At 71.1% G+C, this 26,060-nt stretch carries 21 protein-coding genes; 18 read left to right on the top strand and 3 right to left on the bottom strand.

Annotated features, from left to right (window positions below; all coding sequences use genetic code 11):
• Positions 1-121: 121 nt before the first annotated feature.
• The 12 genes from ACTWQR_RS43880 to ACTWQR_RS43825 all read left to right on the top strand — a co-directional run bounded on the left by ACTWQR_RS43880 (position 122) and on the right by ACTWQR_RS43825 (position 16,721).
• Positions 122-1,453 (top strand): ABC transporter substrate-binding protein, encoded by a 1,332-nt coding sequence (locus ACTWQR_RS43880; RefSeq protein ID WP_443232883.1) that lies wholly within the window; start codon positions 122-124, stop codon positions 1,451-1,453.
• 4 nt (positions 1,454-1,457) lie between these two features.
• Complete coding sequence (locus tag ACTWQR_RS43875) at positions 1,458-2,417, top strand: carbohydrate ABC transporter permease (protein WP_443232882.1); 960 nt, start codon at positions 1,458-1,460, stop codon at positions 2,415-2,417.
• A gap of 107 nt (positions 2,418-2,524) precedes the next feature.
• Complete coding sequence (locus ACTWQR_RS43870; protein ID WP_443232896.1) at positions 2,525-3,340, top strand: carbohydrate ABC transporter permease; 816 nt, start codon at positions 2,525-2,527, stop codon at positions 3,338-3,340.
• Positions 3,337-4,608 (top strand): 6-phospho-beta-glucosidase, encoded by a 1,272-nt coding sequence (locus ACTWQR_RS43865; protein WP_443232881.1) that lies wholly within the window; start codon positions 3,337-3,339, stop codon positions 4,606-4,608. Before ACTWQR_RS43870 ends, ACTWQR_RS43865 begins: the two co-directional genes overlap by 4 nt.
• Positions 4,599-5,573 (top strand): N-acetylglucosamine kinase, encoded by a 975-nt coding sequence (locus ACTWQR_RS43860; RefSeq protein WP_443232880.1) that lies wholly within the window; start codon positions 4,599-4,601, stop codon positions 5,571-5,573. Before ACTWQR_RS43865 ends, ACTWQR_RS43860 begins: the two co-directional genes overlap by 10 nt.
• Before the next feature lie 214 nt (positions 5,574-5,787).
• Positions 5,788-7,245, top strand: a complete 1,458-nt coding sequence (locus ACTWQR_RS43855) for a hypothetical protein (protein WP_443232879.1) — start codon at positions 5,788-5,790, stop codon at positions 7,243-7,245.
• 14 nt (positions 7,246-7,259) lie between these two features.
• Positions 7,260-8,273, top strand: coding sequence for a glutamate ABC transporter substrate-binding protein (locus ACTWQR_RS43850; protein WP_443232878.1), 1,014 nt, complete (start codon positions 7,260-7,262; stop codon positions 8,271-8,273).
• Positions 8,274-8,348: 75 nt separating this feature from the next.
• Positions 8,349-9,671, top strand: a complete 1,323-nt coding sequence (locus tag ACTWQR_RS43845; RefSeq protein WP_443232877.1) for a hypothetical protein — start codon at positions 8,349-8,351, stop codon at positions 9,669-9,671.
• On the top strand, positions 9,668-12,382 hold the full coding sequence (locus tag ACTWQR_RS43840; RefSeq protein WP_443232876.1) for a tetratricopeptide repeat protein: 2,715 nt from the start codon (positions 9,668-9,670) through the stop codon (positions 12,380-12,382). The genes ACTWQR_RS43845 and ACTWQR_RS43840 overlap by 4 nt, the downstream gene beginning before the upstream one ends.
• A gap of 12 nt (positions 12,383-12,394) precedes the next feature.
• Positions 12,395-13,810: a PP2C family serine/threonine-protein phosphatase gene (locus ACTWQR_RS43835; protein WP_443232895.1), complete on the top strand. Its 1,416-nt coding sequence runs from the start codon at positions 12,395-12,397 to the stop codon at positions 13,808-13,810.
• Between the two features lie 142 nt (positions 13,811-13,952).
• Positions 13,953-15,299 carry a vWA domain-containing protein gene (locus ACTWQR_RS43830; RefSeq protein WP_443232875.1) on the top strand — a complete coding sequence of 449 codons (1,347 nt, stop codon included), beginning with the start codon at positions 13,953-13,955 and terminating at the stop codon, positions 15,297-15,299.
• Positions 15,300-15,437: 138 nt separating this feature from the next.
• Entirely contained in the window at positions 15,438-16,721 is a 1,284-nt protein-coding gene (locus tag ACTWQR_RS43825) for an FHA domain-containing protein (RefSeq protein ID WP_443232874.1), read from the top strand.
• Positions 16,722-16,901: 180 nt separating this feature from the next.
• On the opposite strand, the gene ACTWQR_RS43820 is transcribed toward ACTWQR_RS43825, so the two are convergent.
• Positions 16,902-17,882: a methyltransferase domain-containing protein gene (locus tag ACTWQR_RS43820; protein WP_443232873.1), complete on the bottom strand. Its 981-nt coding sequence runs from the start codon at positions 17,880-17,882 to the stop codon at positions 16,902-16,904.
• A 214-nt stretch (positions 17,883-18,096) separates the two neighbouring features.
• Here ACTWQR_RS43820 and ACTWQR_RS43815 point away from each other — a divergent pair, with 214 nt between their 5' ends.
• From ACTWQR_RS43815 to ACTWQR_RS43790, 6 genes are all read left to right on the top strand, one after another.
• A complete protein-coding gene (locus ACTWQR_RS43815) occupies positions 18,097-18,501 on the top strand; it encodes a globin (RefSeq protein ID WP_443232872.1) in 405 nt (134 codons plus the stop codon).
• Between the two features lie 311 nt (positions 18,502-18,812).
• On the top strand, positions 18,813-19,517 hold the full coding sequence (locus tag ACTWQR_RS43810) for a FadR/GntR family transcriptional regulator (RefSeq protein ID WP_443232871.1): 705 nt from the start codon (positions 18,813-18,815) through the stop codon (positions 19,515-19,517).
• Positions 19,518-19,912: 395 nt separating this feature from the next.
• The gene (locus ACTWQR_RS43805; protein ID WP_443232870.1) at positions 19,913-21,355 is read left to right on the top strand and encodes a four-carbon acid sugar kinase family protein; all 1,443 of its coding nucleotides are present in this window, start codon (positions 19,913-19,915) and stop codon (positions 21,353-21,355) included.
• Positions 21,355-22,218: a class II fructose-bisphosphate aldolase gene (locus tag ACTWQR_RS43800; protein ID WP_443232869.1), complete on the top strand. Its 864-nt coding sequence runs from the start codon at positions 21,355-21,357 to the stop codon at positions 22,216-22,218. Before ACTWQR_RS43805 ends, ACTWQR_RS43800 begins: the two co-directional genes overlap by 1 nt.
• Before the next feature lie 247 nt (positions 22,219-22,465).
• Complete coding sequence (locus ACTWQR_RS43795; protein ID WP_443232868.1) at positions 22,466-23,392, top strand: NAD(P)-dependent oxidoreductase; 927 nt, start codon at positions 22,466-22,468, stop codon at positions 23,390-23,392.
• Positions 23,389-24,882 carry a GntT/GntP/DsdX family permease gene (locus ACTWQR_RS43790; protein ID WP_443232867.1) on the top strand — a complete coding sequence of 498 codons (1,494 nt, stop codon included), beginning with the start codon at positions 23,389-23,391 and terminating at the stop codon, positions 24,880-24,882. Before ACTWQR_RS43795 ends, ACTWQR_RS43790 begins: the two co-directional genes overlap by 4 nt.
• Positions 24,883-24,923: 41 nt before the next feature.
• Here ACTWQR_RS43790 and ACTWQR_RS43785 read toward each other — a convergent pair whose 3' ends face one another.
• Together ACTWQR_RS43785 and ACTWQR_RS43780 are read right to left on the bottom strand one after the other, a co-directional pair.
• Complete coding sequence (locus ACTWQR_RS43785; protein ID WP_443232866.1) at positions 24,924-25,643, bottom strand: hypothetical protein; 720 nt, start codon at positions 25,641-25,643, stop codon at positions 24,924-24,926.
• Positions 25,640-26,059 carry an acyl-CoA thioesterase gene (locus ACTWQR_RS43780; RefSeq protein ID WP_443232865.1) on the bottom strand — a complete coding sequence of 140 codons (420 nt, stop codon included), beginning with the start codon at positions 26,057-26,059 and terminating at the stop codon, positions 25,640-25,642. The genes ACTWQR_RS43785 and ACTWQR_RS43780 overlap by 4 nt, the downstream gene beginning before the upstream one ends.
• Between the last annotated feature and the right edge of the window lies 1 nt (position 26,060).

Here is a 26,060-nt window from a genome sequence, read left to right as displayed (position 1 = left end):
CCGCGGGCTCCCGTCCCCCTCAGACGCCATCCCCCACGTGGTCCCGCCTGCCTCCGGCATGCCCACGCACCGCAGTACTCGTCCCGCACTCGTTCCCGCCCCTGCCCCGAGGAGTTCCGTCATGCCCAGAATCACCCGAGTATGTCTCGCCGGTACGGTCACCGCGCTCGCTCTGACCGCCTCCGCCTGCACCGGTTCCAGCACGTCCGGCGCGACCGACGACGCGAGCAAGCCGTCCACCATCACCTTCTGGCACCCCTGGAGCGCCCCCAGCGAGGTCAAGGCGATCCAGGCCAACGTCGACGCCTTCGAGAAGGCGCACCCGAACATCACGGTCAAGGTCGTCGGCAACGTCGACGCCGACAAGGTGAACCAGGCGCTGCGCGCCGGTGGGTCCAACGCCCCGGACGTGGTGGCGTCCCCCGAGACCAGCAACGTCGGCAAGTTCTGCTCGTCCGGGGTCTTCGCCGATCTCGACCCGTTCCTCGAGAAGTCGAAGATCGACACCGAGAAGACGTTCCCCAAGCCGATGCTGGACTACACCCAGTTCGAGGGAACGCGGTGCGCACTGCCCCTGCTCGGTGACGCGTACGGCCTCTACTACAACAAGACGGCGTTCGAGGCGGCCGGGATCACGTCCCCGCCGAAGACGCTGTCCGAGTTCAAGGCCGCCGCGATCAAGCTGACCAAGTCCAAGGGCGACAGCTACTCACAGCTCGGCTTCATGCCGACCTTCCACGGCTACGAGGTCACCGTGCCGCACCTCGCGGCGCAGTGGAGCCCGGAGTACTTCACCAGCGACGGCAAGTCGAACGTCGCCAAGGACCCGGCCTTCGAGGAGCTGTTGACCTGGCAGCAGGACATGGTCAAGTCACTGGGCGGCTTCAAGAAGCTGGAGAAGTACCGCTCCACCTTCGGTGACGAGTGGTCCGCCCAGAACCCGCTGCACACCGGGCAGATCGCCATGAACATCGACGGCGAGTGGCGCGGCGGGATGATGAAGGACGCGGGCGTGGACTTCGAGGTGGGCGTCGCACCCTTCCCGGTCCCGGACGACCAGGCGGACACGTACGGCAAGGGCTTCCTGACCGGCACGATCATCGGCGTCGCGGCCACCAGCAAGAAGCAGAACGCCGCCTGGGAGCTGACGAAGTACATGACGACCGACACCGACGCGGTCGTCTCCTTCGCCAATGCCATCAACAACGTCCCCTCCACCTTCGCGGCACTGAAGTCCCCGAAGCTCGAGAACGACGCGACGATGCAGGCCTTCGTGAAGATCGCAGAGAACCCGAACAGCAGCACCGCGCCCGCCGCGGTCAACGGCAGCGCCTACCAGGAGACGCTCCAGAACCTGGCGTACGACTTCGAGTCCGGCAAGACGAAGGACCTGGACGCGGGCCTGAAGAAGACCGCCGCGCAGATCGACACCGACATCGCCAAGGCGAAGTAGCCCGATGACGACCCTCTCCGGCCACTCGGCGGCGCTTCGCTCGAAGCGCCGCCGGGAGGGGCTGCGTACGCTGGCGTTCCTCTCCCCCTGGCTCATCGGTTTCAGCGTCTTCTTCATCTATCCGCTGCTGTCGACCGTCTACTTCTCCTTCATGAAGTACGACGGCTTCAAGCCGCCCACGTACAACGGCCTCACCAACTGGACGTACGTCTTCAGCCAGTACCCGTTCTTCTGGGCCGCGATGCGCAACACCGTGTGGCTCGTGGTGATCATGGTGGCGTGCCGGGTGGTCTTCGGCCTCGGCATCGGCATGCTGATCACGAAGATCAAGACGGGCGCGGGGGTCTACCGCACCGCCTTCTATCTCCCGTACCTCGCCCCGCCCGTCGCGGCGACCCTGGCCTTCGCCTTCCTGCTGAACCCCGGCACCGGGCCGGTCAACCAGGTGCTCGGTGACCTGGGTCTGCCACAGCCCGGCTGGTTCAACGACCCGGCCTGGTCCAAGCCGGCGCTGACGCTGCTCGCGCTGTGGGGCATCGGCGACCTCATGGTGATCTTCATGGCGGCGCTGCTCGACGTGCCCAAGGAGCAGTACGAGGCGGCCGAGCTCGACGGCGCCGGGTCCTGGAAGCGGTTCCGCTTCGTCACCCTGCCGAACATCCAGCCCATCGTGCTGTTCGCCGTGGTCACCGGTGTCATCCAGACCATGCAGTACTACACGCAGCCGCTCATCGCCGGTAAGACGGCCAGCGGTGTCATCGGCGCCGGGGCCGGCCAGATCTACGAGCCCGGCTACCCGGGGAAGTCGACGCTGACCCTCCCCCAACTCGTCTACACCCTGGGCTTCCAGCGCTTCGACACCGGCTCCGCCTGCGTGGTCGCGCTCGTGCTCTTCGCTCTGTCCATGGCGTTCACCGCGCTGCTGATGCGCCGCCGCAGCGGCCTGATCTCGGTGGAGGACTGATCCTCGTGACCAACACCGTCACCGCGCGCCCGCCGACCCCGACCACGGGCGACCCGGCGCACGCGACCGGCCGGAGCCCGGCGGCCCGTGCCGCCCGCCGCAAAGAGCTGCTGCACTGGATCGCCGTGCACTCTCTCGGCATCGCCGCCGCGCTGTTCTTCATCATGCCGTTCGTGTTTATCCTGCTCACGTCCCTGATGGACGACCGGCAGGCGCTGACCAGCGCCCTGTGGCCACGCTCCTGGAACTGGGACAACTACTCGAAGGTCTGGAACGCCCCCGGCTTCCTCACCTGGTGGCGCAACACCCTGCTCTACGCGGGCCTTGGCACGGTCCTGACGGTCCTGTCCAGCGTCCCGGTGGCCTACGCGCTGGCCAAGTTCCGCTTCCGCGGGCGCCGGATCGCGATGATGCTCGTCATTTCCGCGATGATGCTGCCGCCGCAGGTGGTCATCGTGCCGATGTACCTGTTCTGGGCCAAGCAGATGCATCTGACGGGCACCCTGTGGCCGCTGATCATCCCGATGGCCTTCGGCGACGCCTTCAGCATCTTCCTGCTGCGCCAGTTCCTGCTGACCATCCCGGACGAGTACCTCGACGCGGCCAAGGTCGACGGCTGCGGCGACCTGCGCACCCTGCTGCGGATCGTGGTGCCGCTGGCCAAGCCGGGGATCGCGGCGGTCGCGCTGTTCCAGTTCTTCTACTGCTGGAACGACTACTTCGGGCCGCAGATCTACGCCAGCGACAATCCGGCGGCCTGGACGCTCAGTTACGGCCTTGAGTCCTTCAAGGACAACCACCATACGAACTGGAATCTCACCATGGCGGCGACGCTGCTCGTCATGGCGCCGGTGATCGCCGTGTTCTTCTTCGCGCAGAAAGCCTTCATCGAAGGCGTGACACTGACAGGAGTCAAAGGGTGAAGCTGGCAGTCGTCGGCGGGGGTTCGACCTACACGCCGGAACTGATCGACGGATTCGCCCGGTTGCGGGACACCCTGCCCATAGAGGAACTGACGCTCGTCGACCCGGCCGCCGACCGGCTGGAGCTCGTCGGCGGCCTGGCCCGGCGCATCTTCGCCAAGCAGGGGCACCCCGGCCGGATCGTCCTGACCTCCGACCTGGACGCGGGCATCGAGGGCGCCGACGCCGTCCTGCTCCAACTGCGCGTCGGCGGCCAGGCCGCCCGGGGCGAGGACGAGACCTGGCCGCTGGAGTGCGGCTGCGTCGGGCAGGAGACGACCGGCGCGGGCGGCCTCGCCAAGGCACTGCGTACGGTTCCGGTGGTGCTCGACATCGCCGAGCGCGTACGGCGTGCCAACCCGGACGCCTGGATCATCGACTTCACCAACCCGGTCGGCATCATGACCCGCGCCCTGCTCCAGGCCGGTCACAAGGCGGTCGGACTGTGCAACGTGGCGATCGGGTTCCAGCGGATGTTCGCCGGGTTCCTGGGCATCGCTCCGACCGATGTGCACCTCGACCATGTGGGCCTCAACCACCTCACCTGGGAAACGGGTGTGCGGCTCGGCGGCCCCGAGGGCGAGGACGTCCTGCCCAAGCTGCTTGCCGAGCACGGTGACGCAATCGCCGCCGAACTGCGCCTGCCACGCGATGTCATCGACCGCCTGGGCGTCGTCCCCTCCTACTACCTGCGCTACTTCTACGCGCACGACGAGGTCGTACGAGAGCTTCGTACGAAGCCGTCGCGGGCCTCCCAAGTGGCCGAGATGGAGCGGGAGTTGCTGACGATGTACGCCGACCCGGAGCTCGCCGAGAAGCCGGCGTTGCTCGCCAAGAGGGGTGGGGCGTACTACTCGGAGGCGGCCGTGGATCTCGCGGCGGCCCTGCTGGGCGGAGCCGGGGGAGGCAGTCCGTACCAGGTGGTGAACACGTACAACAAGGGGACGCTGCCGTTCCTGCCGGACGACGCCGTCATCGAGGTGCAGGCGGCGGTCGGCTCCCGGGGCGCGACGCCGCTGCCGGTGCCGCCGGTGGACCCGCTGTACGCGGGCCTGATGGCGAACGTGACCGCCTACGAGGACCTGGCGCTGGAGGCCGCGCTGCACGGAGGGCGCGAGCGGGTGTTCCGCGCGCTGCTCGCGCATCCCCTGATCGGCCAGCACGCGTACGCCGACGCCCTCACCGACCAGTTGATCGCGCACAACCGGGAGCACCTCGCGTGGGCGTGACCGCACGGATCCTCGCCATCGACGCGGGGAACAGCAAGACCGACGTCGCGGTCGTGGCGGACGACGGGAGCGTCCTCGCCACGGCGCGCGGCGGCGGGTTCCAGCCCCCCGTCGTCGGGGTCCGGCAGGCCGTGGACACGCTCGCCGAGGCCGTCGGCCGGGCCTTCGCCGAAGCGGGCGTCACCTCCGTGGACCATGTCTCCGCCTGTCTCGCCAACGCCGATCTCCCCGTGGAGGAGAAGCAGTTGGCCGCCGCGCTGCACGCGCGCGCGTGGGGGACGAGCGTGGAGGTCCGCAACGACACCTTCGCGATCCTGCGCGCCGGGATCGCCGAGCCGCGCGGGGTGGCCGTGGTGTGCGGCGCAGGTATCAACTGCGTCGGCATGCGGCCCGACGGGCGCGTCGCCCGCTTCCCGGCCATCGGCCGTCTCTCCGGTGACTGGGGCGGCGGGGGTGGCCTCGCCGAGGAAGCCGTGTGGCACGCGGCGCGGGCCGAGGACGGGCGCGGCGGTCCGACCTCGCTGGTCCGTGCCCTGCCCGCCCAGTTCGGTCTCGACTCCATGTACGCGCTGATCGAGGCCCTGCACCTGAAGCACATCGACTACGCGCGGCGCCACGAGCTGACGCCGGTCCTGTTCGCCACGGCGGCGGACGGCGACCCGGTGGCCCGCGCGCTCGTCGACCGGCTCGCGGAGGAGGTGGTGGCCATGGCTGGCGTCGCCCTGACCCGCCTCGACCTGCTCGACGAGGAGACCCCGGTCCTGCTCGGCGGCAGCATCCTGGCCGCCCGTCACCCCCAACTCGACGACCGGATAGGGGAACTGCTGGCCGAGCGGGCACCGAAGGCCGTACCCCAGGTCGTCACCGCGCGGCCGGTCCTCGGATCCGCCCTTCTCGGCCTCGACCACGTGGGCGCCCCGGCCCGCGCGCACGCCCGCGTGCGCGAGTTTTACGAAGGGGTCTGATCCAGGGGAACCGAACTGTTCGGGTTGGCGTATTCATCGTCAGGGGAGGTACGGGATCTTTCGCTGTGCTGCGACTGTGCTGCAATCCGAACAAGATCGAGTCAAGGCCTGTGCGGATGTCAGTCCCGGCGGCGATACTTGCGGCCGTGCACCTCTTTCCGGGCTCCCTGTCGCCGGGCGGAGGTGACCGGCCGATGACCATGGGGGAGGTCGAGTGACATACCAGCAGAAGGGCGGTGCGGCGCCACCGGGGACTCCGGCGCCCACCATGCCCGCGGTGCCGCCACAGGCTCCGCCGCCGGGGCCGCAGGGCCGCCCGCCCGCGTCCGATCCCGGGCCCCCGCGCCGTACGGCCTGGGCGGAGGGCGTCGACCGGCTGCGTGCCGCGGCGACCACGGAGCCCGGGCGGCTGCGCATCATCGGTGCCGTCCTCGCCCTCCTCGTCGTCTCGTTCGGCGCGGTCACCGCCTGGCAGATGACGGAGCGTTCGGCCGCCGCCGACGACGTACTGCACAGCAGTCAGCCGCTGAGCGCAGACGCGGCGGACATCTACCGCTCCCTCGCCGCCGCCAACACGGCGGCGTCCAGCGGCTTCCTCGCGGGCGGCCAGGAGACGGCCGAGTCCCGCAAGGACTACGAGGAGAACATCAGCGTGGCCGCGGAGAAGCTGGTGACGGCCGCGTCCAACTCCGAGCCCGGTTCCCCGTCCGAGAAGACCATCACCAAGCTCAACAAGCGGCTGCCCGAGTACAAGGGCCTGGTCGAGCGTGCCCGGGCCAACAACCGGCAGGGCTTCCCCCTCGGCGGCGCCTACCTGCGGTACGCGAACTCCAAGATGCAGGTGATGCTCGGCGACGCCGAGGATCTCTACAAGGTGGAGAACCAGCAACTGCGCTCCGACTACGACGCCGCGACGCCCTATCCGTGGATCGCGATCGGTGTGGGCGTCGTCGCGCTCGGCGGACTCGTCTGGGCCCAGCGGCGCAACTACCGGCGGACGAACCGGGTGTTGAACCAGGGCCTGGCCGCCGCCACGGCCGCCTCCACGGTCGTGCTGCTCTGGCTGGTCGTCGGCCACAGCGTCGCCCGCGCCGGGCTGAACGATTCGTACGACAACGGGGTCCGCTCGCTGAACACGCTGAACGACGCCAGGATCGCCTCGCTCAAGGCCCGGGGCAATGAGAACCTGACGCTGGTCGCCCGCGGTGCGGAGACCAAGACGGTGGGCACGGGCGAGAACGAGAGGGTCGTGGACGTCTTCGACGACGACTTCGAGCGGCAGATGACGGAGCTCACCGCGAAGCTGAGCGCCGCCGAGGACCTCGCTGACAACAGCGCGGGTGTGAAGCCGGTGGAGGCCGCGACGGCCAACATGAAGGTCTGGAAGGAACGGCACAAGGAAGCCCGCAAGGAGGACAACGCGGGCAACTACCAGGGCGCGCTGGACAAGGTGATCGGCTCCAAGGCGGACCAGCCGACGGGCGAGTGCTTCGACAACGTGGACATCGCCCTGAACAACGCGCTCATCCACGAGGCGGCCGAGTTCAAGCAGGCGGCCGGCGACGGCCGGGGCGCGATGAACGGCCTCGCGGTGGGCGCCGCGGCGCTCGCCGTGCTGGCCGCGGCGGGCGCGGTGCTCGGCATCGGACGCAGGCTGTCGGAGTACCGGTGAGAGGGGGCATGACGATGAACGCACGGCGTTTGCGGGCCAGCCTGAGGGGCTGGGGCGGGGTGGGCGCGATGGCGGTCGTCTGCGCCCTGGCGGTGGTCTTCGCACTGCTGCTGCCGGTGGCCCAGTCGCGCGAGGACGACAGCACGGGCGTCGGCGGCCAGGGAGTGGCCCAGGGCGAGCAGGCCAAGGCCGAGGAGTGCGAGAAACCCGAGGCCCAGAGCCTGGACCCGGCCTCCGGCGATCAGAACGGCGAGACGGTCCAGAAGATCAAGGACCGCGGCCAGTTGATCGTCGGCGTCGACCAGAACAGCTACCGCTGGGGTTACCGTGACCCGAACAGCACCTCGGATACCGCCGAGTTGGAGGGCTTCGACATCGACCTGGTGCACGCGATCGCGGACCAGATCGTCGGCGACAAGCCCAACAACGTCCGGTTCCAGGCCATCCCGACCAACGAGCGCATCCCGGCGATCCAGGGCGACAAGGTCGACATGGTGGTGCGCACCATGACGATCAACTGCAAGCGGCTGGAGGAGGTCGCCTTCTCGTCGCCCTACTTCAAGACCGGCCAGCAGGTGCTCGCCCCGAAGAGCTCGGACATCACCGGGTACGACGAATCACTGGCGAACCAGCGGATCTGCTCGGCGACGGGCTCCACCGCGTACGAGAAACTGGAAGCCGACAAGAAGAGCGGCGAACTCGTCGCGTCCGCCGACATCAAGACCACGGTGCCCAACCAACTCGACTGCCTGGTGAGGCTACAGCTCGGCGAGGTCGACGCGGTGGTGACCGACGGCGCGCTCGCCGCGAGCCAGGCCGCCCAGGACCCGACGGTCGAGCTCAAGGGCGAACCGTTCACCGAGGAGTACTACGGCGTGGCGATGAAGAAGGACTCGGTCGATCTGGTACGCCGGGTCAACCAGATCCTGGTGGACTACCGCAAGGACGGCTGGCAGAAGTCGTACGACGATTGGCTCGCCGCGAGCCTCGGCGCGTCGGCCGGACCGCCCCCGGTCCAGTACAAGTAACCGACGAGCCAACGGGGAACGTCCAGAACCAACGGGGAACATCCAACCGGCACAACCGAAAGTGAGAGGTGATCGATGGGCGTCACGGGACCCTCCGGGCCGGTGATGGACCGGGACGAGGTGGACCGTGCGCTGGCGCGGCTCGGCGCGGAGCACGAGGCCATCGAGACCTCGCTCCTCGCCCTCCAGGACCACGCGGGCCGCAGACTCCTCGAAGGCGCCGAGCTCACGGGCACGACCAAGGAGCGCTGGGGGGCCGCCGAGGCGTCGATCACGTTGCTGTGGGCGTATTTCGACGCCTACGCGGACGCGTTGCGCTCCGCGCGTGAGATCCGCTCGCGCAGACGCTGGTCGAACCGCGACGATCTCGTGGAGCTGACGGAGCTGCTGCGCGGCGAGAGCGTCACTGTGGCGGGCAGCGCGTCCGCCACGGCCTCGGCGCCCACGATGGCGGGCACGGGCAAGCTCAGCGAACGTTTCACGCTGGCCGAACTCGTGGACCGCATGAACCAGTTGTACGCGCAGTCGCTCGACATGGTCGTCGCGTCCGACGCGGTGTGGTCGGCGCTGCCCGCCCGGATCGATCTGCTCGCCGCGGAGTTGCAGCGCACCCGCCGGCTCGCGCACTCCGTAGGCGTACGCCCCGGTGAGCACCCGTCGGGCGACGACCTGGAGCGGATCACCCGCACGCTGACGTCGCTGCGCGAGCAGGTGATCTCCGACCCGCTGGACTTCTGGCTTCCCGCGCAGGGGAGTTCGGCGCCGGGCGGCGGCCGCCCCGACACCACGCGCTACGACCGGGAGGCGCGCGCTCTGGAGGAGGTGCGCCGCGAGATCGACGCCGTACTCACCGTGCGCCAGGACGCGGAGGCCCGCCTGGTGAAGCTGCGGGACGTGCTGAGCCGGGCGGACCGCACGCTGGCCGAGGCGAGAAGTGCCCGCGGCGAGGTGCTGGCGAAGATCGCCGCGTCCGAGGTGCCCGCGGTGAGCGGCCCGCCGACCGCGCTTCAGGAGCAGCTGGCGACGGCCTCCGAGTACCGCAGGCACGCACAGTGGCACCGCCTCTCGCCGCTTCTGGAGTCCCTGGAGGAGAAGGCCGAGTACGAACTGCTGCGCGCCCGCGAGTCGTTGACCGCGGTCACCGCGCCGCTCGCGGTCCGCGCGGAGCTGCGCGGCCGCCTGGACGCCTACAAGGCGAAGGTCGCCCGGCACGGCCTCGCCGAGGATCCACTGCTCGTGGAGCGGTACGACGCTGCGCGCCGCATGCTGTGGAGCGCGCCCTGCGATCTGCGCGTGGCGGAACAGGCGGTGCTGCGCTACCAGCACGCGGCCGCCGATTTGCTGGTGCCCAGGGTCCCCGACCAAGGCGGGCCACAGGACCGGAGGGGGGAACGATGACTCAGGAGAAAAAGTGCCAGCGGCCCGGTTGCTCGGGGTCGTACGAGGACGTGGGCGGCGGCGAGCTGTACTGCGACACGTGCGGTCTGGCGCCGGTCGTCTCAGCGAGCGGCATGGTGGGGTCCCCGCCGACCGGGATCACGGCGGGCGGCAAGAGCTCGCGTGGCTCACGCGGTTCCCGCGGCAGCAGCTCACGCTCCAGCTCCCGCGCGTCCTCCCGCTCCTCGTCCCGCTCCGCCCAGTCCCGGCGCTCGGTGTCGGGCCGGCTCTCGCGTTCCCTGTCAGGGAGCTCGACGGGCCGCTCGGTGTCGGTGCGCAGCTCCGGTTCGACGGCCGGGTCCTCCGGTCGCGGCCGGCTCGGCGTCGGCCTGGTGCAGGTCCCGGACGTGCCGCGGCCGAACCCGCGCGCGATGATCCAGGAGAACCCCGAGGTCCCGGAGCGCAAGCGGTTCTGCTCGCGCTCCGACTGCGGCGCCCCGGTGGGGCGTTCACGCGGCGACCGCCCCGGGCGCACGGAGGGCTTCTGCACCAAGTGCGGCCACCCGTACTCGTTCGTACCGAAGCTGACCACCGGCGACATCGTGCACGGGCAGTACGAGGTCGCGGGCTGCCTCGCGCACGGCGGGCTCGGCTGGGTGTATCTCGCCGTCGACCGAGCGGTGTCCGACCGCTGGGTGGTCCTCAAGGGCCTCCTCGACACGGGCGACCAGGACGCGATGGCCGCCGCGATCTCCGAGCGCCGCTTCCTTGCCGAGATCGAGCACTCCAACATCGTGCGGATCTACAACTTCGTCGAGCACCTCGACCAGCGCACCGGCTCCCTCGACGGCTACATCGTCATGGAGTACGTCGGCGGCAAGTCCCTCAAGGAGATCGCCAACGGCCGCCGGACGCCGGAGGGGAAGCGGGACCCGCTGCCGGTGGAGCAGGCCTGCGCGTACGGCATCGAGGCGCTGGAAGCCCTCGGCCATCTGCACAGCCGCAACCTCCTGTACTGCGACTTCAAGGTCGACAACGCGATCCAGACCGAGGACCAGCTCAAGCTGATCGACATGGGCGCGGTGCGCAGGATGGACGACGACGAGTCGGCCATCTACGGCACGGTGGGGTACCAGGCGCCGGAGGTCGCCGACGTCGGCCCGTCGGTGGCCTCCGACCTCTACACGGTCGCCCGCACGCTCGCGGTCCTGACCTTCGACTTCCAGGGCTACACGAACGTGTTCGTGGACTCCCTGCCCGACCCCGGCAACATCGAGGTCTTCCGCACGTACGAGTCCTTCTACCGGCTCCTCGTACGGGCCACCGACCCCGACCCGGCCCGCCGGTTCGCCTCCGCGCAGGAGATGGCGGAGCAGCTCACCGGTGTGCTGCGCGAGGTCGTCTCCGTGCAGACCGGGCGGGCGCGGCCCTCGCTGTCCACGCTGTTCGGGCCCGAACTGAGGGTCACGGACACGGAGTTGTTCGCCACCCTGGACGGGGATGTGTCGCGGCTCGGTGTTCGGATCATTCCCGTGCGAGGCGGGACACGGGAGAAGGTACTGGGGAGGGCCCTGGGCAAGAAGGGCGCGTCCGAGCTGTCCGCCGGGGCGAACGGCAGGCCGGCCATGCCACCGGCTCCCGGCCCGGCCCCCGCCCTCTTGTCGGCTGCCGCTTTCTCGTCGGCCTCCCCGACCGCTCCGGCCGCCTTCGTCAAGCCGCTGAACACCGCCGCCGCCGCGCTCGCGCTGCCAGTGCCGCGGGTGGACCCGGGCGACCCGAACGCCGGATTCCTGGCGGGTCTCATGGCGTCCGCGCCCGCGGAGCTGATCACCGCGCTGCACGCGGCGCCCACGGGCTCCCTGGAGCTGCGGCTGCGCGAGCTGCGGGCGCGCCTGGAGATGGGTGAACTCGGCAGCGCCACCAGGACGCTGGAAGCCCTGGAGGGGGATCATCCCGACGACTGGCGGGTGGTCTGGTACCGGGGCGTGGCGGCGCTCGCCACGGGCGACCACGAGGTCGCGGCGGTGTCCTTCGACGCGATCTACGACGCGTTCCCCGGCGAGCCCGCGCCCAAGCTGGCCCTCGGCCTGTGCGCGGAGGTACTCGGGCAGCTGGACAACGCCGCCGAGTACTACCGCCTCGTGTGGACCACCGACCCGAGCTATGTGAGCGCGGCGTTCGGCCTGGCCCGTGTACAGCTCGCGTCGGGCGACCGCCGGGGAGCCGTACGGACGCTGGAGTCGGTGCCGGAGGCGTCGATCCACTACACGGCGGCCCGCGTCGCCGCCGTACGGGCACGGCTGAGGCAGCGGCTGAGCGAGGCCACCCTGCCTTCTGGTCCAGGATCCGGACCAGGAAGCGGATCCGGGCCAGGAGGCGGACCAGGAGCCGGATCTGGAGTGGCCGACACTCCGTTCCTGGACGACCTCACCTCGGCCGCGGCCCAGGTCGAGGCGCTCAACGGGTACGGTCTGGACGCGGTCCGCCGCGAACAGTTGTCCACAGAGGTCCTCGGCTGTGCCCTGGACTGGGTACTCTCCGGTAGCCAGGGTTCCGCCCCGCCGAATACCGGAGCGCGAACCGTACTGCTCGGCAGTGACCTGGACGAGCGGGGCCTGCGCTTCGGACTGGAGCGCTCGTACCGGACACTGGCCCGGCTCGCCCAAGGTGGCGAGGAGAGGATCGATCTGGTGGAGCGCGCCAACCGCTACCGCCCCCGGACGTGGGTGTAATTCATGTCGCAGATGCCCCAGTTGCCGGCATTGTCGAAGTGTCCCAGCTGCGAGGAGCCACTGGAGTCGGGTGACCGCTTCTGCGGTGCGTGCGGGTACGACCTGTCGGCCGTGCCCGCGCCGCCGGACGACGGTCCCACGATCGCCATGAACGGCACGGCGGCGCGGCCCCCTGCGGCCGCGGCGTCCGTGGACTGGCCGGTCGCCCCCGAGGTGGACAGCTCGAACACACCCGTGCCCGTGGTCCTGCCGACGGACATCGAGGGCCGGGAGTCGGGCGAGTCCGACAGCCCCGGCGTACGGTTCGACCGGCCAGGGGCGCCGTCTGCCGTGCCGCCCGCCGCACCGCCCTTCGTCGCGCCCCCGGCACCGTCCTTCGCGCCGTCCGCCGCCCATTCCGGCGAACCTGACGAGTACCCGCTCGCCGCGCCGCTGCCGCCCGAGATGCCGTCCGCCGATCCGCGCACGGCCGGCGATCCCCGTACGGCCGGCTTCGCGACGCCCGCCGCGGGCACCAAGGTCTGCGTGGCCTGCCGTTCGGGCCATGTCGACCGGGACGGCTACTGCGAGAACTGCGGGCACGCGCAGCCGCGCGAACGCGACCACATGGAGCAGGAGCTGGCCGCGGTCGCCGCCGTCAGCGACCGGGGGTTGCGTCACCACCGCAACGAGGACGCGTTCACCGTGTCGTCGACCGCGCTGTCCGACGGTTCGCCCGCGGTCGTCGCGATCGTCTGCGACGGTGTGTCCTCGGCTACCCGCCCCGACGAGGCCTCCCTCGCCGCCTCCCGCGCGGCCAACGAGTCCCTCCTGGGCTCCCTGCCGCGCGGCACACACCCGCAGCAGGCCATGCACGAGGCGATCATCGCCGCCTCGGAGGCGGTCAACTCGCTGGCGGACCGGGCCCCTTCGCCCCACGAGCACCAACCGCACCAGAACGCCCCGGCGTGCACCATCGTCGGCTCCATCGTCACCCCCAGCCTGCTGATCGTCGGCTGGGTCGGCGACAGCCGCGCCTACTGGGTCCCGGTGGACCGGACCTCTCCCCCGGCCCGGCTCACCGAGGACGACTCCTGGGCCGCCCAGATGGTCGCCGCGGGCCTGATGAACGAGGCGGAGGCGTACGCCGACGAGCGCGCCCACGCCATCACGGGCTGGCTGGGGGCGGACGCGTACGAACTGGAGCCGCACACCGCTTCCTTCAAGCCGGACCGGCCAGGTGTAGTGGTGGTGTGCACCGACGGGCTGTGGAACTACGCGGAGTCGGCCGAGGAGATGGCCGAGGTCATCCCCCCGGACGCCGCGGCCCGGCCGCTGCACAGCGCCCAGGTCATGGTGGGTCACGCCCTGGACGGCGGGGGCCACGACAACGTAACAGTGGCCGTCCTGCCGTTCCCGGCCCCGCCGCAGGGGGCAGGATCCGCCTGAGGCCGATGCGGTATCGGCTTCAACGGCCGGACGGGATCGGCTCGCACAGGCCGATCGGGATCGGCCGAGGACCGGAGGGGACCGGTCCGCCTACCGACATCACCCACGCTTCGTGGGAGTCCTGAGGGGGAGCAGAGAAGGCATGGCCAATTTCTCGAAGTCCAACGTGCCGCAGTTCTCGGTGGATGTGTACCAGAACGAGTACCTGCCCGAGGGCGGCCGCGAGGTCAACGCGATCGTGACGGTGACCTCGACCGGCGGCGGCACGATCGGGAGCGCCGTCGCGGCGCCCCACCTGTACACACCCGGGCAGAGCCCGGACGCGGCCGTGGTGATCATGGTCGACTGTTCGGGGTCCATGGACTACCCGCCGACCAAGATGCGGGGCGCCCGCGACGCGACGGCCGCCGCGATCGACGCCCTCCGTGACGGCGTGCACTTCGCGGTGATCGGCGGCACGCACGTGGCCAAGGAGGTCTACCCGGGCGACGGCCGTCTCGCCGTCGCCGGCCCGGGGACCCGCGATCAGGCCAAGCAGGCGCTGCGCAAGCTCAGCGCGGGCGGCGGTACGGCGATCGGCACCTGGCTGCGGCTGGCCGACCGCCTGCTGTCCTCGGCGGACGTCGCCATCCGGCACGGCATCGTGCTCACCGACGGCCGCAACGAACACGAGTCGCCCGAGGACCTCAAGGCCTCCCTCGACGCCTGCGCGAGCCGCTTCACCTGTGACGCGCGGGGCGTCGGCACGGACTGGGAGGTCAAGGAGGTCACCGGGATCGCCTCCGCGCTGCTCGGCACCGCCGACATCGTGGCCGACCCGGCGGGCCTGGCCGCCGACTTCACGCAGATGATGGAGACGGCCATGGGCAAGGAGGTCGCGGACGTCGCACTGCGGCTGTGGACCCCGGTGGGCACATCGATCAAATTCGTCAAGCAAGTCGCACCCACGGTCGAGCAGTTGACCGACCGTCGCACGGAAGCGGGCCCGCGCGCCGGGGACTATCCCACCGGCTCCTGGGGAGACGAGTCCCGTGACTACCACGTGTGCGTCGAGGTACCCGAGGCCGGCATCGGCCAGGAGATGCTCGCCGCCCGCGTCTCCCTGGTCATCCCGCAGGGCGACGGGCCCGCGCAGAGCCTGGGCGCGCAGGGTCTCGTACGGGCCGTGTGGACCGACGACATGGCGGCATCCACGTCGATCAACCCGCAGGTCGCGCACTACACGGGGCAGGCCGAACTGGCGCAAGTCATCCAACAGGGTCTGGACGCACGCAAATCGGGAGACATCGACGGGGCAACGGCCAAGCTGGGCCGCGCCGTTCAGCTCGCCAGCGCCTCCGGAAACGCCGATACGGCGAAACTGCTTTCGAAGGTGGTCGACGTGGTCGACGCCGCGGCAGGTACTGTGCGATTGAAAGCGAAGGTCGCGGAGGCCGACGAGATGACTCTCGAGACACGGTCCACGAAGACTGTTCGTGTAAAGAAGTAGAGATGCAAGAGACGTAGTCGAGAAGCGGTAGAGCAGTACGGCTCCCTCGGGGCCGTCGTGAAAAGCAGCGATCCCGGCCCTTCGTGGGGCGGAGAACTTCGGCCCCCGGGCCGGAACAGGAGAGGGGGAAGCGCCGACATGCCGACCTGCCCGAACGGACACCAGTCGGGTTCCGACGACTGGTGCGAGGTCTGCGGTCACCGCATGGCCGGTGCCGTGCCCCCGCCACCTCCGCCGCCGCCCCCGGCCGCCGGTTACGGCTATCCGCCACCCGGCTCTCCTCAGCCGCCCGGCCAGGGTGGCCGCCCGCACCTGTCCGCGGTGCCCGACCCGGCACCCGAGCCGGAGCTCTGCCCGCAGTGCCGTACCCCGCGCGAGGGCGGGGCGCCGTTCTGCGAGGAGTGCCGGTGGAACTTCCTGACGAACACCGCGACTTCGTACACTCCGGCCGCGCCTCGGCCGCCGGGGCCCGGCGGTGGGCCCGGGCCCGGCTCCGGACCTGGTGGTCCGAACCCGGCGCTCCGGTTCCAGCAGCAGCCGCCCGGACAGGCCGGCCCCGGTCCTGTTCCTAATCATGGCGGGTACGACTACCAGGGCTCCCGGCCCTCGCAGATGAACCGGCCCGCGGAGCCGATCCCGCAGTACGGCGAGGAGCCGTCGGGGTACCCCGGCGATCCGTCACGGCAGGTTCCGCCGCCGCCCGGACCCGGGGGCAACGGGCCGGGAATGCCTGGGGGGTACGGCGGGCCCGGCGGGCAGAACGGTCCCGGTGCTCCGCAGGGGTTCCAGCAGGCCGGTCCGCCGGCTCCGCCCGGGTACCCGCAGCAGACCGGGCATCCTCAGTCGCCCGGTGGTCCGTCCTTCGGGGGCGGTGAGGACGACTGGGTGATCTCGCCGCCGTCGACGGGTGCGCCCGGTGGCCCTGGCGGTCCACCCGGCCCCGGTGGCGGACAGGGCGGCTACGGCTACCCGCAGCCCGGCTCGACCCAGGCGCCGCCCGGGTACCAGCAGCAGCCACTGGCGTGGAGCATCACGATCGGGCCCGACCGCGACTACTTCATGGCGATGATGCATCGCTCCGGGCCGGAGGCCGCGGGCCTCAACCTGCCCGCGTACTCGCCGGAACAGCAGCGCCCGCTCATCGGCAACCAGCTCACGATCGGCCGCCGCCGCCACTCCACGGGCGACACCCCGGACATCGACCTGTCGGTGCCGCCGGAGGACCCGGGCGTCTCGCATCAGCACGCGGTCCTCGTCCAGCAGCCCGACGGCGGCTGGGCGGTCGTCGACCAGAACTCCACCAACGGCACCACGGTCAACGGCGCCGAGGAGCCCATCCAGCCCTTCGTCCCCGTACCGCTGCAGGACGGCGACCGGGTGCACGTGGGAGCCTGGACGACGATCACAATCAGGCGGGGCTAGGCGGATCCGGGCCCCGTAAGGGCGCGGATCCGTATCGACATGCGGCTCCGCCGCGATGGGGATCCTCCTCGCTCATGCGGGCCCCCCGCTCGAGCGGAGCCGAGAGTGGGGGAGAAGCCGGAGTGGGGAGCGCCAAGCCCCCACCGGCCCGCGGCAAACGAACCGCACGAACAGCGGAGCTCACGGCAACGGCCAGGCGTACGGCCCTTCGGGGTCGTCCAGCCACGCCCACGCGCGCTCACCGCTGACCGTGATCCCGTACCGCCGGCGGTCCGGCTGGTCCTCGCGCTCCCACAGCGAGTACGCCTCGTACGGATCGAGGCGGCCCACCGTCAGCGTCAGCAGGAACCGGAACAGCTCGTCGGTCCTGGCCCGGCGCGGCAGGCCCTCCAGGTCCATGTCCGGGAGCTCCGGCCGGGTGTCGCCGCGCAGGGGCACGAAGTAGGCGGGCGTCTGCAGGAAGCGGCCCTCGGCGTGCCAGGCGTCCCGTACCCGCAGGGCGATCACCCCGGTGGCGAGCGGCGCGAGAATCCGGGCGCCCGGGCGGCACTGGGCCAGCCAGGCGCGCGGGATGGAGCCCATCGTGCAGGTGGCGATGATCCGGTCGAAGGGGGCGTGTTCGGGGCAGCCGCGTGCGCCGTCTCCGGTGACGACGGTCGGGTGGTGGCCGGCGGCGGCCAGGTGCTGTCGGGCGGACTCGGTGATCTCGGGATCGAGGTCGACCGTGGTGACCAGCTCGTCGCCCAGCCGGTGCGAGAGCAGGGCCGCGTTGTAACCGGTGCCGGCGCCGATCTCCAGGACCGCGTCCCCGTCCCGCACCTCCAGCTCGGCCAGCATCTTCGCCATCAAGGACGGCTGGCTGCTGGACGACACCAGCTCGCCGTCGCGCACCCTCGTGGCCAGCGGGGCGTCGGAGTAGGCGCCGCGCATCCAGTTCTCGCGCTTGCGTGGGCTGGGGTCCTCGCCCCACCTGCGCTCGTAGCCGCCCTGCACGCCGACGTAGTAGTACGGCACGAAGAGGTGGCGGGGGACGCTCGCGAAGGCCTCCCGCCAGACCGGGTCGGTGTCCCAGGCCCCACTCGCCTCGATCTCGCGCACCAGCGCCGCCCGTGCCGTGGCGGCGAGGTCGTCGAGGCCGTGGTCGATGGCGTGCGTGCCCATAACTCCACTGTGCTGCGGGACGGGCCGGGAGGCGAGCGGCGGAAGCGCCCGATCCGGAACCCATCCCTCAGGGAGGGTGGTCCTAAGCCTTGAGTCCTCGGTCTCCCCGTCTGAGACCATGAAGAGTGTGGCGGCAATTCCCGGGGGCCAGCCCCGGACCCCCGGCCGAAAAGACCAGGGGCTTACCCGAGCGACTTTTGTGAGGCCAACCAACGTGGTCGAGATTCGACGCGGCACGCTTCAGGAGCAGACCTTCTACGAGCAGGTCGGCGGCGAGGAGACCTTCCGGCGCCTCGTGCGCCGTTTCTACGAGGGCGTCGCCGAGGACCCGCTGCTGCGGCCCATGTACCCCGAGGAGGACCTCGGCCCGGCCGAGGACCGGCTCACGCTGTTCCTGATCCAGTACTGGGGCGGCCCGACCACGTACAGCGAGAGCCGCGGCCACCCCCGGCTGCGGATGCGCCACGCCCCCTTCGCCGTCGACCGCGCGGCACACGACGCCTGGCTGAAGCACATGCGAGCCGCCGTCGACGAACTCGGCCTCTCCGAGGAGCACGAGCGCACGCTGTGGAACTACCTGACGTACGCGGCGGCGTCGATGGTGAACACGGAGGGCTGAGACCTCCCCCCGTTTCTTACCTGCGTCCTGGGTCGGGTGCTCACCCGAGCCATGGGCGGGTTCCTACCTGAGTCCTGGGCGGGTTCTCAGCTGAGCCGCGGGGCGGGTTCGTACCTGCCCCCTCGCTTGATCCACCGCCGTAACCGAACAGCAATCCCGCAGAGGTATTGACGGGCCTCGACCCCGGTGTCATGGTTACGCGCATCGAGACATCAGATGTCTGACGTCAGATCTGTTGATCACCATCGCGATCACTTGATGACAGCCTTCTGATCACCACCCGCCGAGACCCGCCCGCCGGAGGCCCAACGATGTCGCTCTCCGAAGACCTCGCCGAGCAACTGCTCAGCGCGATCATCGACGGCACGTATCTGCCGGACGCCGCCCTCCCCCCGGAGGCCGAGCTCGCCGAGCAGTCGTCGGTGAGCCGTCTGACCGTGCGTGAGGCAGTGAAGCAGCTGCGCGCCCAGAACGTCGTACGCGTCGTCCGCGGGCGTGGCACCTACGTGAACCCGCCGGACCGCTGGACCGCCCTGGAACACGTGGTCCGCGCGGCGTCCCGCTCCTCGCACACCGCCCTCTCCGAGCGGCTCATCGAGGCCCGCCGCCTCATCGAGAACGGCGCGACGGAACTCGCCGCGGTCCGCCGCGGCGAGGCCGACCTCGCCGAACTGCGCGAGCACCTCGCGACGATGCGTGAGGCGGCCGACGCGGCGGACACGGAACAGTTCGTCCAGGCGGACATCGACTTCCACGCCACGGTCATGCGGGCGACCGGCAACCTCTTCGTCCCGCTGCTCTTCGAGCCCTTCGGCCCACTCCTGGCGGAGGGCCGCCGCGAGACCTCGGCGGTCCCCCAGATCCGTATCAACGCGATCGCCCACCACGAAGCGGTCCTGGTCGCCCTGGAGTCCGGCGACCCGGAGAAGGCCCGCCGCGCGATGGACGCCCATATGAACCAGACGGCGAACGACCTGCGCACGCACGTGATCAAGGATCCGAACCACCCCGGCTGACACGCCGACACCGAACTGCCGCCGCACACGGCTGCGGGCACCACCTCGCCCACGCCCCTGGCGCAGCCGTAGGCAATCGTGCCGCCGGCGCGCGGCCCATGCGGGCCCAGCCGCATCCCGCAACCGCGGGCAGGCGATCCCACCCGCAGACGGCTCACGACCCCAGCCACATCAGGGGCGCGGGGCTGTGACCACTTGCGGCTCCCTCCCCGCTCTCGGCTCCTCCCTCACTCGCGGCTTCGCTCGAAGCGGGGGGACTCCCATGAGCGGGGGCCCCATCGTGGCCGCGACCAGCCCACCCCAACACGCACAACCCGCAGCCGGCCGTACTCCCTACCCCACGCACCCCCGTCCCCGGGAACCCTCAAGCTCCCCGTCCCCACCCAGGAACCGCCATGCCCCTACCCCGCCATGCCCTCCCCGAGCCCGAAGTCCTCGCCGGCCTTCCCCCGGTCCGTGAGATCCCCGCCGCGGAAGTCGCCGCCAGAATCCGGTCCGCCCCCCGCCTCGTGGTCCTGGACGACGACCCCACCGGCACCCAGACGGTCAAGGACATCCCCGTCCTCACCACCTGGACGGTCGACGACCTCCGCTGGGCCCTGCGTCAGAACAGCACCGCCTTCTTCATCCTCACCAACACCCGCAGCCTCGCCCCCGACGACGCCGCCACCCGCAACCGCGAGATAGTCCGCGCCCTCCACGAGGCCTCCCAGGCCGAAGGCGTCCCCTACGCCATCGCCTCCCGGGGCGACTCGACCCTCCGCGGCCACTTCCCCCTCGAAACTGACGTACTGGCCGAGGAGTTGACGGCTCAGGGCGCTCCCACCCCCGACGGAGTCGTCCTCGTCCCCGCCTACATCGAGGCCGGCCGCCTCACCGTCGACTCGACCCACTGGATGCGCACGGCGGACGGCCTCCTCCCCGTCGGCGAGAGCGAGTTCGCCCGCGACGCCACCTTCGGCTACCGCTCCTCCCGCCTCCCCGACTGGATCGAGGAGAAGACGCAGGGCCGTACCCCCGCCGACAAGGTCCTGCGCATCACGCTCACCGACCTCCGCGTCGAAGGCCCCTCCCACGTGGCCGCGCTCCTCTCCACCCTCCGCGACGGCGCCCCCGCCGTGGTGGACGCGGTCCGCGACGACGACCTCCGCGTCCTCGCCCTGGCCCTCGCCGAGGCCGAGGAGAACGGCGCCCACCTCCTCTACCGCGTAGGCCCCTCCTTCGTACGTGCCCGCTCCGGCCAGTCCGCCCACCCCCCGCTCACCCCCGCCGAACTCCGTCCCCTGCGCGGCGACGCCCCGCACGGCCTCATCGTCGTCGGCTCCCATGTCTCCCTGACCACCCGCCAGTTGAACCGCCTGCGCGACCGGCACCACGACCTCACCGAGTACGAACTCGACGTCGCCCAACTCCTCGACGACACCCGCCGCGACGCTCACATCCACGAGCTCGCCTCCGCGGCGGCGGCCGCCCTGGAGACCTCCGACGCGGTCATCCGCACCACGCGCACGCTCGTCACCGGCACGGACCCGGGCACCAGCCTCGCCATCTCGCGGAGCGTCTCGGCCGCCCTCGTCGAAGCGGTACGCCTCGTCAACGCCGCCCGCCGCCCCGCCTTCGTCATCGCCAAGGGCGGCATCACCTCCAGCGACACCGCCACCCACGGCCTGGAGATCCGCCGCGCCTGGGCCCGCGGCACCCTGCTCCCCGGCATCGTCTCCCTCTGGCAGCCCGTCGACGGCCCGGCCGCCGGCATCCCGTACGTCGTCTTCGCGGGCAACGTCGGCGGCGACGACGCCCTCGCCGACGCCCTCGCCCTCCTGAGGAGCGCCGCCTGATGCTGCTGACCGGAACCGAAGGCCTGAAATCCCTCACAGAGGCATACCAGGCCGGGTACGCGCTCCCGGGCTTCGTCGCGTACAACCTGGAGACGGTCCAGGGCATAGTCGCCGCGGCGGAAGCCTCCGAAGGGCACCCGGTACTGATCCAGGCCGGCTCGAGCCCCTTCAAGCACGCGGGCCGCGAACCCCTGATGCGCCTCGCCCTCGACGCGGCCGCCCACTCCCCCGCCCGCCTCGGCGTCCACCTCGATCACAGCCGCGACCTCGACGAGATCACCGCCTGCCTGGCAGCGGGCTACACCTCCGTCATGGTCGACGGCTCCCATCTCCCGTTCGCCGAGAACATCGAGCTCACACGAGAGGCCGTACGCCGGGCCCGCGACCACGGGGCCTGGGTGGAAGCCGAGTTGGGTGCCCTGGCGGGCGACGAGGACGTCTCCACGAACGCCGACGCGACCGCCACCGCCATGACGGACCCGGCCCAGGCGGGCGAGTTCGCCGCCGAGACGGGCATCGACGCCCTGGCCGTCGCCGTCGGCAACGTCCACGGTTTCACCGCCCACGACGTCCACCTGGACCTCGCCCGCCTCGCCGCCATCCACGCGGCGGTCCCCGTCCCCCTGGTCCTCCACGGAGCCAGCGGCCTCCCCACCGCCGAACTCCACGGAGCCCTCACCCGAGGAGTGGCCAAGGTCAACGTCAACGCCGAACTCCGCCGCGCCTACCTGCAAGCGGTCGCATCCCAACTCCCGTCCGCCCTACCGGGTTCGGACGCGGTGAGCCTCTGGTCGGCGGGCCGCGACGCGGTTGCCCAGGCGGCGACCCGGGTCATCGCTCAACTAACCCCTCAGCCCGCGTAGTTCACGGCCACAGGCCGCTGGATTCCCGCACTCGCAGGCAACCGCACCACTGCGGAACGGCGCCCGCCGAGCCCGCCCACCGCCCAGCCCGCCCAGCTGTGGGCGTGCGTGCCCACGATCCCACCCGCGGAGAACCCACTGCCCCAGCCACATCTAGGGGCGCGGGGAACTGCGCGACCAGCCCCCTCCGACCCGCAGCCGTACTCCTTCCCCACGCCCCACGTCCCCTCCCCGAAGGACACCTCGAATGACAACCGCTCCCCGCACCGCAGTGATCGGCCTCGGCGCCATGGGCCTCCCCATGGCCACCCGCCTGGCCGCCCACCTCCCGGTCACGGCCTACGACATAGCCGAAACCCGCCGAGCCCTGGTCACCAAGGCGGGCGGCTCCGCCGCCACCTCCCCCGCCGAAGCCGCCGAGAACGCGGACATCGTCCTCCTCGCGGTCCGGGACCAGTCCCAGGTCGAAGGCGCCCTCTTCGCCAAGCACGGCGCAGCCGAATCCCTCCGCTCCGGCACCACCGTCATCCTGACCAGCACGGTCGGCCCCGAAGCGGCCCGCACCACAGCCGCCCGCCTCGCGGAGAGCGGCATCCTCACGGTCGACGCCCCGGTCAGCGGCGGCCCCGTCCGCGCGGGCGACGGCGACCTCCTCATCGTCGTCGGCGCCGAGGACAAGGCCCTGGACCTCGCCCGTCCGGTCCTGGACCTCCTCGCCTCCACCCTCACGGTCGTGGGCCCCCGGCCGGGCGACGGCCAGGCCCTCAAGGCCATCAACCAACTCCTCGCGGGCGTCCACATCGCCGCCGCCGCGGAGGCTGTCGCCCTCGCCCGCGGCCTGGGTCTCGACCCCGCGACGGTCGTGGAAAGCCTCCGTCACGGCGCCGCCGGCTCATTCATGTTCGCCGACCGCGGCCCCCGCATGGTCGAGACGTACGAGGACGGCCCGGACCCCGAGGTGAAGTCCCGCCTCGACATCTTCGTGAAGGACATGGGCATCGTCACCGGCATCGCCAGGGACGCCCATGTCCCGGTCCCCCTCGCGTCCGCCGCGCAACAGCTCTACCTCCTCGGCGAAAGCTTCGGCCTCGCCGCCCACGACGACTCGTCCGTGGTGACGGTCCTCTCCCCCCGGTCCATCAACTCCCCAGCCCAGAACGGAGACGGCCGATGAGCCACACCACCCTCCTCCTGATCGCCTTCGCCGGCGTCGCCACCCTCCTGCTGCTGATCCTCCGCGCCAAGGTCCAGCCCTTCGTCGCCCTGGTCGTCGTGTCCATCGGCGTCGCGCTCGCCGCGGGCGTCCCGGCCGCCGACCTGGTGAAGACCATCGAGGAGGGCATGGGCTCCACGCTCGGCCACATCGCCACGATCATCGCTCTGGGCGCGATGATCGGCCGGATCATCGAACTCTCCGGCGGCGCCCAGTCGTTCGCACACTCCCTCATCGACCGCTTCGGCTCCAAGCGCACCCCGCTCGCGCTCACCGTCGCCGGTTTCGTCCTCGGCATCCCGGTCTTCTTCGAGGTCGGCCTGATCATCCTGATGCCGATCGCGTACGGCGTCGCCCGCGCCTCCCGCAAGCCCCTGCTCGTGTACGCCCTACCAATGGGCGCCGCGATGCTCACCGTGCACGCCTTCCTGCCCCCGCACCCGGGCGCGGTCGCCGTCACCCAGGCGATCGGCGCCGACCAGGGCCTGGTCCTGCTCATCGGCATCCCGCTGACCGCGATCGTGGTCCTGCTCGGCTACCTGGTGTCGCGCCGCATGACCCGCCGCGAGTACCCGATGGATCCGACGGTGTACGCGGAGGTCTACGGCGACGACGCCCCGGCCGCCGACGTCTCCGAGGGCGGAGCCACCCCGGCTCCGGGCGCCGGCACCTCCGGATCCGCCAAGCCCACCACGGACGACGGCCACGGAACCGCCGTACTCACCAAGCCTTCCGCGACCCACACGACCGCCACGACCGCCGGACCCGCCGAAGTGCGCCCGCCTTCCTTCGGCATGGTCCTGGCCCTGATCGTCACCCCGATCCTGCTGATCCTCCTCGGCACCCTCGGCCAGAACCTCCTCGACGAGGGCTCCGCCCTGCGAGCCGTCCTCACGGTTCTCGGCGCCCCGATGGTGGCCCTGCTGATCGACGTCGCCCTGTGCGCGTACTTCCTGGGCGCCCGCCGCGGCTGGAACCGCAGCCGCATCGCCGAGGTCATGGGCTCCGCCCTGCCGCCCGTGGCGATGGTGATCCTGGTGGCGGGCGCGGGCGGCGTCTTCGGCAAGGTGCTGGTGGCGAGCGGCATCGGCGACGCGATCGCCGACGTACTCGACCGGACCGGCCTGCCCGCCCTCTTCCTCGCCTTCCTGATGGCGCTGACCCTGCGCGCGGCTCAGGGTTCGACGACGGTGGCGCTGATCACCACGGCCGGCGTCCTCGGCCCGCTGCTGGAGCGCGCCGACCTGTCCACGGGCCAACTCTCCCTGGTCGCCCTGGCCATGGGCGCCGGCGGCCTCGCCGTCTCGCACATCAACGACGCGGGCTACTGGATGTTCACCAAGCTCGCCGGCCTCGACGTGGCCTCCGGCCTGCGCACCTGGACGGTCCTCACGACCACGATGGGTGTGATCGGCTTCGGCCTCACGGCAGCGATCTGGCCCCTCATGTAGAGCCGATGCGGGGCCGATACAGAGCCGTTGAACCGAAGCCCTCAGCGGACGCTGACGTCCAAGGCTCCAAGTCCCGCCCTGCGTACGGCGATCGACCCGTACGGCGTACGCAGCCTGAGCCACGCGCCCGACGAGAGCAGCCCCAACGCGGCCTCGTCGGGTGCGGCCGTGTCTGATGCGGCCGTGTCAGGCGCGGGCGCGCGTACCGGCCGCAAGAACCCCAGCGACTGCGCCGCGTGCGCGGCCCGCACCGGCAGGTCCGTGTTCCCGACCGGCCTGGACCAGATCTCCCGCCCGATCCGGTCGAGCGCCGCCCGCGTACGCTCCTCGGGCGCCAACTCGTCGATACGTGAACGGAATTCGGCGACCGCCACCGCCACCATCGCCCGTACCGCGTCCAGTGCGGGCAACCCCGGCTCCGGCCGCCAGCCCCGGCGCGGCGGCAGCACCCCGGCCCACGGCGGGCCGGTGACGGCGGCGGGCACGGTCGCCGTGGCCGCCGCCTCGTCGAGGGATTCCAGGAGTTCGCCGGCCGAGACGGTCACGTCGAGCGAGACATCCAGACCGTCCTCGTACGGCTTCGCGAGCCGCGCCGTACGGATCGCGAGCACCTCGAACGACGGCGGCCTGCCGAACACCGCGAGCGTCCTCCCCGACGCCTGCAACCGCACGGCGGCCGCGCGATCGTAGTGGATCAGCCGGCCCAGGAAGGCGGCGAGGTCCGCCGCCTCCCCCTCGTCGGCGAGGTGCAGGGCCGTCATGCGGCGACGGCCCCCGCAGGATCGTCCTCGTCGTCCGCGTACTCCTCGAGGAACTCCCGCTCCTCAGCGGTGATGCGGCGCGGCCGCTGCGCCTCGAAGTCGAACGGCACGATCACCGTCTGAGCCCGGACATATACCTGGTCCGGGTCCTTGACCTCGTAGGCGATGGTGAACGACGCCGCCCTGATCTCCGTGATCCACAGCTCGACGTCCACCGGCGTGTGCCGGTGCGTCAGCTGCCGTTTGTAGTCGATCTCATGGCGTGCCACCACGGACCCCTGCTGGAAATCCTTGTCCGGGCGGAACAGGAAGTCGATGCGCGCCTCCTCCAGATAACGGAGGAAGACCACGTTGTTGATGTGGCCGTACGCGTCCATGTCCGCCCAGCGCAGCGGGCAGCGGTAGATGTGCCGCAAG

The organism is Streptomyces sp. 2A115 (genome assembly GCF_052245575.1).
Taxonomy (GTDB): Bacteria; Actinomycetota; Actinomycetes; order Streptomycetales; family Streptomycetaceae; genus Streptomyces.
The sequence above is the reverse complement of the archived record's forward strand: the minus strand, read 5'-3'. Positions and strand labels throughout refer to the sequence as shown.

Coding starts and splice junctions, on each gene's coding strand:
- ACTWQR_RS43820 (WP_443232873.1), bottom strand. CDS start 17,882: ATGGGCACGCACGCCATCGACCACGGCCTCGACGACCTCGCCGCCACG.
- ACTWQR_RS43805 (WP_443232870.1), top strand. CDS start 19,913: ATGCCCCTACCCCGCCATGCCCTCCCCGAGCCCGAAGTCCTCGCCGGC.
- ACTWQR_RS43840 (WP_443232876.1), top strand. CDS start 9,668: ATGACTCAGGAGAAAAAGTGCCAGCGGCCCGGTTGCTCGGGGTCGTAC.
- ACTWQR_RS43875 (WP_443232882.1), top strand. CDS start 1,458: ATGACGACCCTCTCCGGCCACTCGGCGGCGCTTCGCTCGAAGCGCCGC.
- ACTWQR_RS43800 (WP_443232869.1), top strand. CDS start 21,355: ATGCTGCTGACCGGAACCGAAGGCCTGAAATCCCTCACAGAGGCATAC.
- ACTWQR_RS43845 (WP_443232877.1), top strand. CDS start 8,349: ATGGGCGTCACGGGACCCTCCGGGCCGGTGATGGACCGGGACGAGGTG.
- ACTWQR_RS43850 (WP_443232878.1), top strand. CDS start 7,260: ATGAACGCACGGCGTTTGCGGGCCAGCCTGAGGGGCTGGGGCGGGGTG.
- ACTWQR_RS43785 (WP_443232866.1), bottom strand. CDS start 25,643: ATGACGGCCCTGCACCTCGCCGACGAGGGGGAGGCGGCGGACCTCGCC.
- ACTWQR_RS43835 (WP_443232895.1), top strand. CDS start 12,395: ATGCCCCAGTTGCCGGCATTGTCGAAGTGTCCCAGCTGCGAGGAGCCA.
- ACTWQR_RS43790 (WP_443232867.1), top strand. CDS start 23,389: ATGAGCCACACCACCCTCCTCCTGATCGCCTTCGCCGGCGTCGCCACC.
- ACTWQR_RS43830 (WP_443232875.1), top strand. CDS start 13,953: ATGGCCAATTTCTCGAAGTCCAACGTGCCGCAGTTCTCGGTGGATGTG.
- ACTWQR_RS43810 (WP_443232871.1), top strand. CDS start 18,813: ATGTCGCTCTCCGAAGACCTCGCCGAGCAACTGCTCAGCGCGATCATC.
- ACTWQR_RS43825 (WP_443232874.1), top strand. CDS start 15,438: ATGCCGACCTGCCCGAACGGACACCAGTCGGGTTCCGACGACTGGTGC.
- ACTWQR_RS43880 (WP_443232883.1), top strand. CDS start 122: ATGCCCAGAATCACCCGAGTATGTCTCGCCGGTACGGTCACCGCGCTC.
- ACTWQR_RS43795 (WP_443232868.1), top strand. CDS start 22,466: ATGACAACCGCTCCCCGCACCGCAGTGATCGGCCTCGGCGCCATGGGC.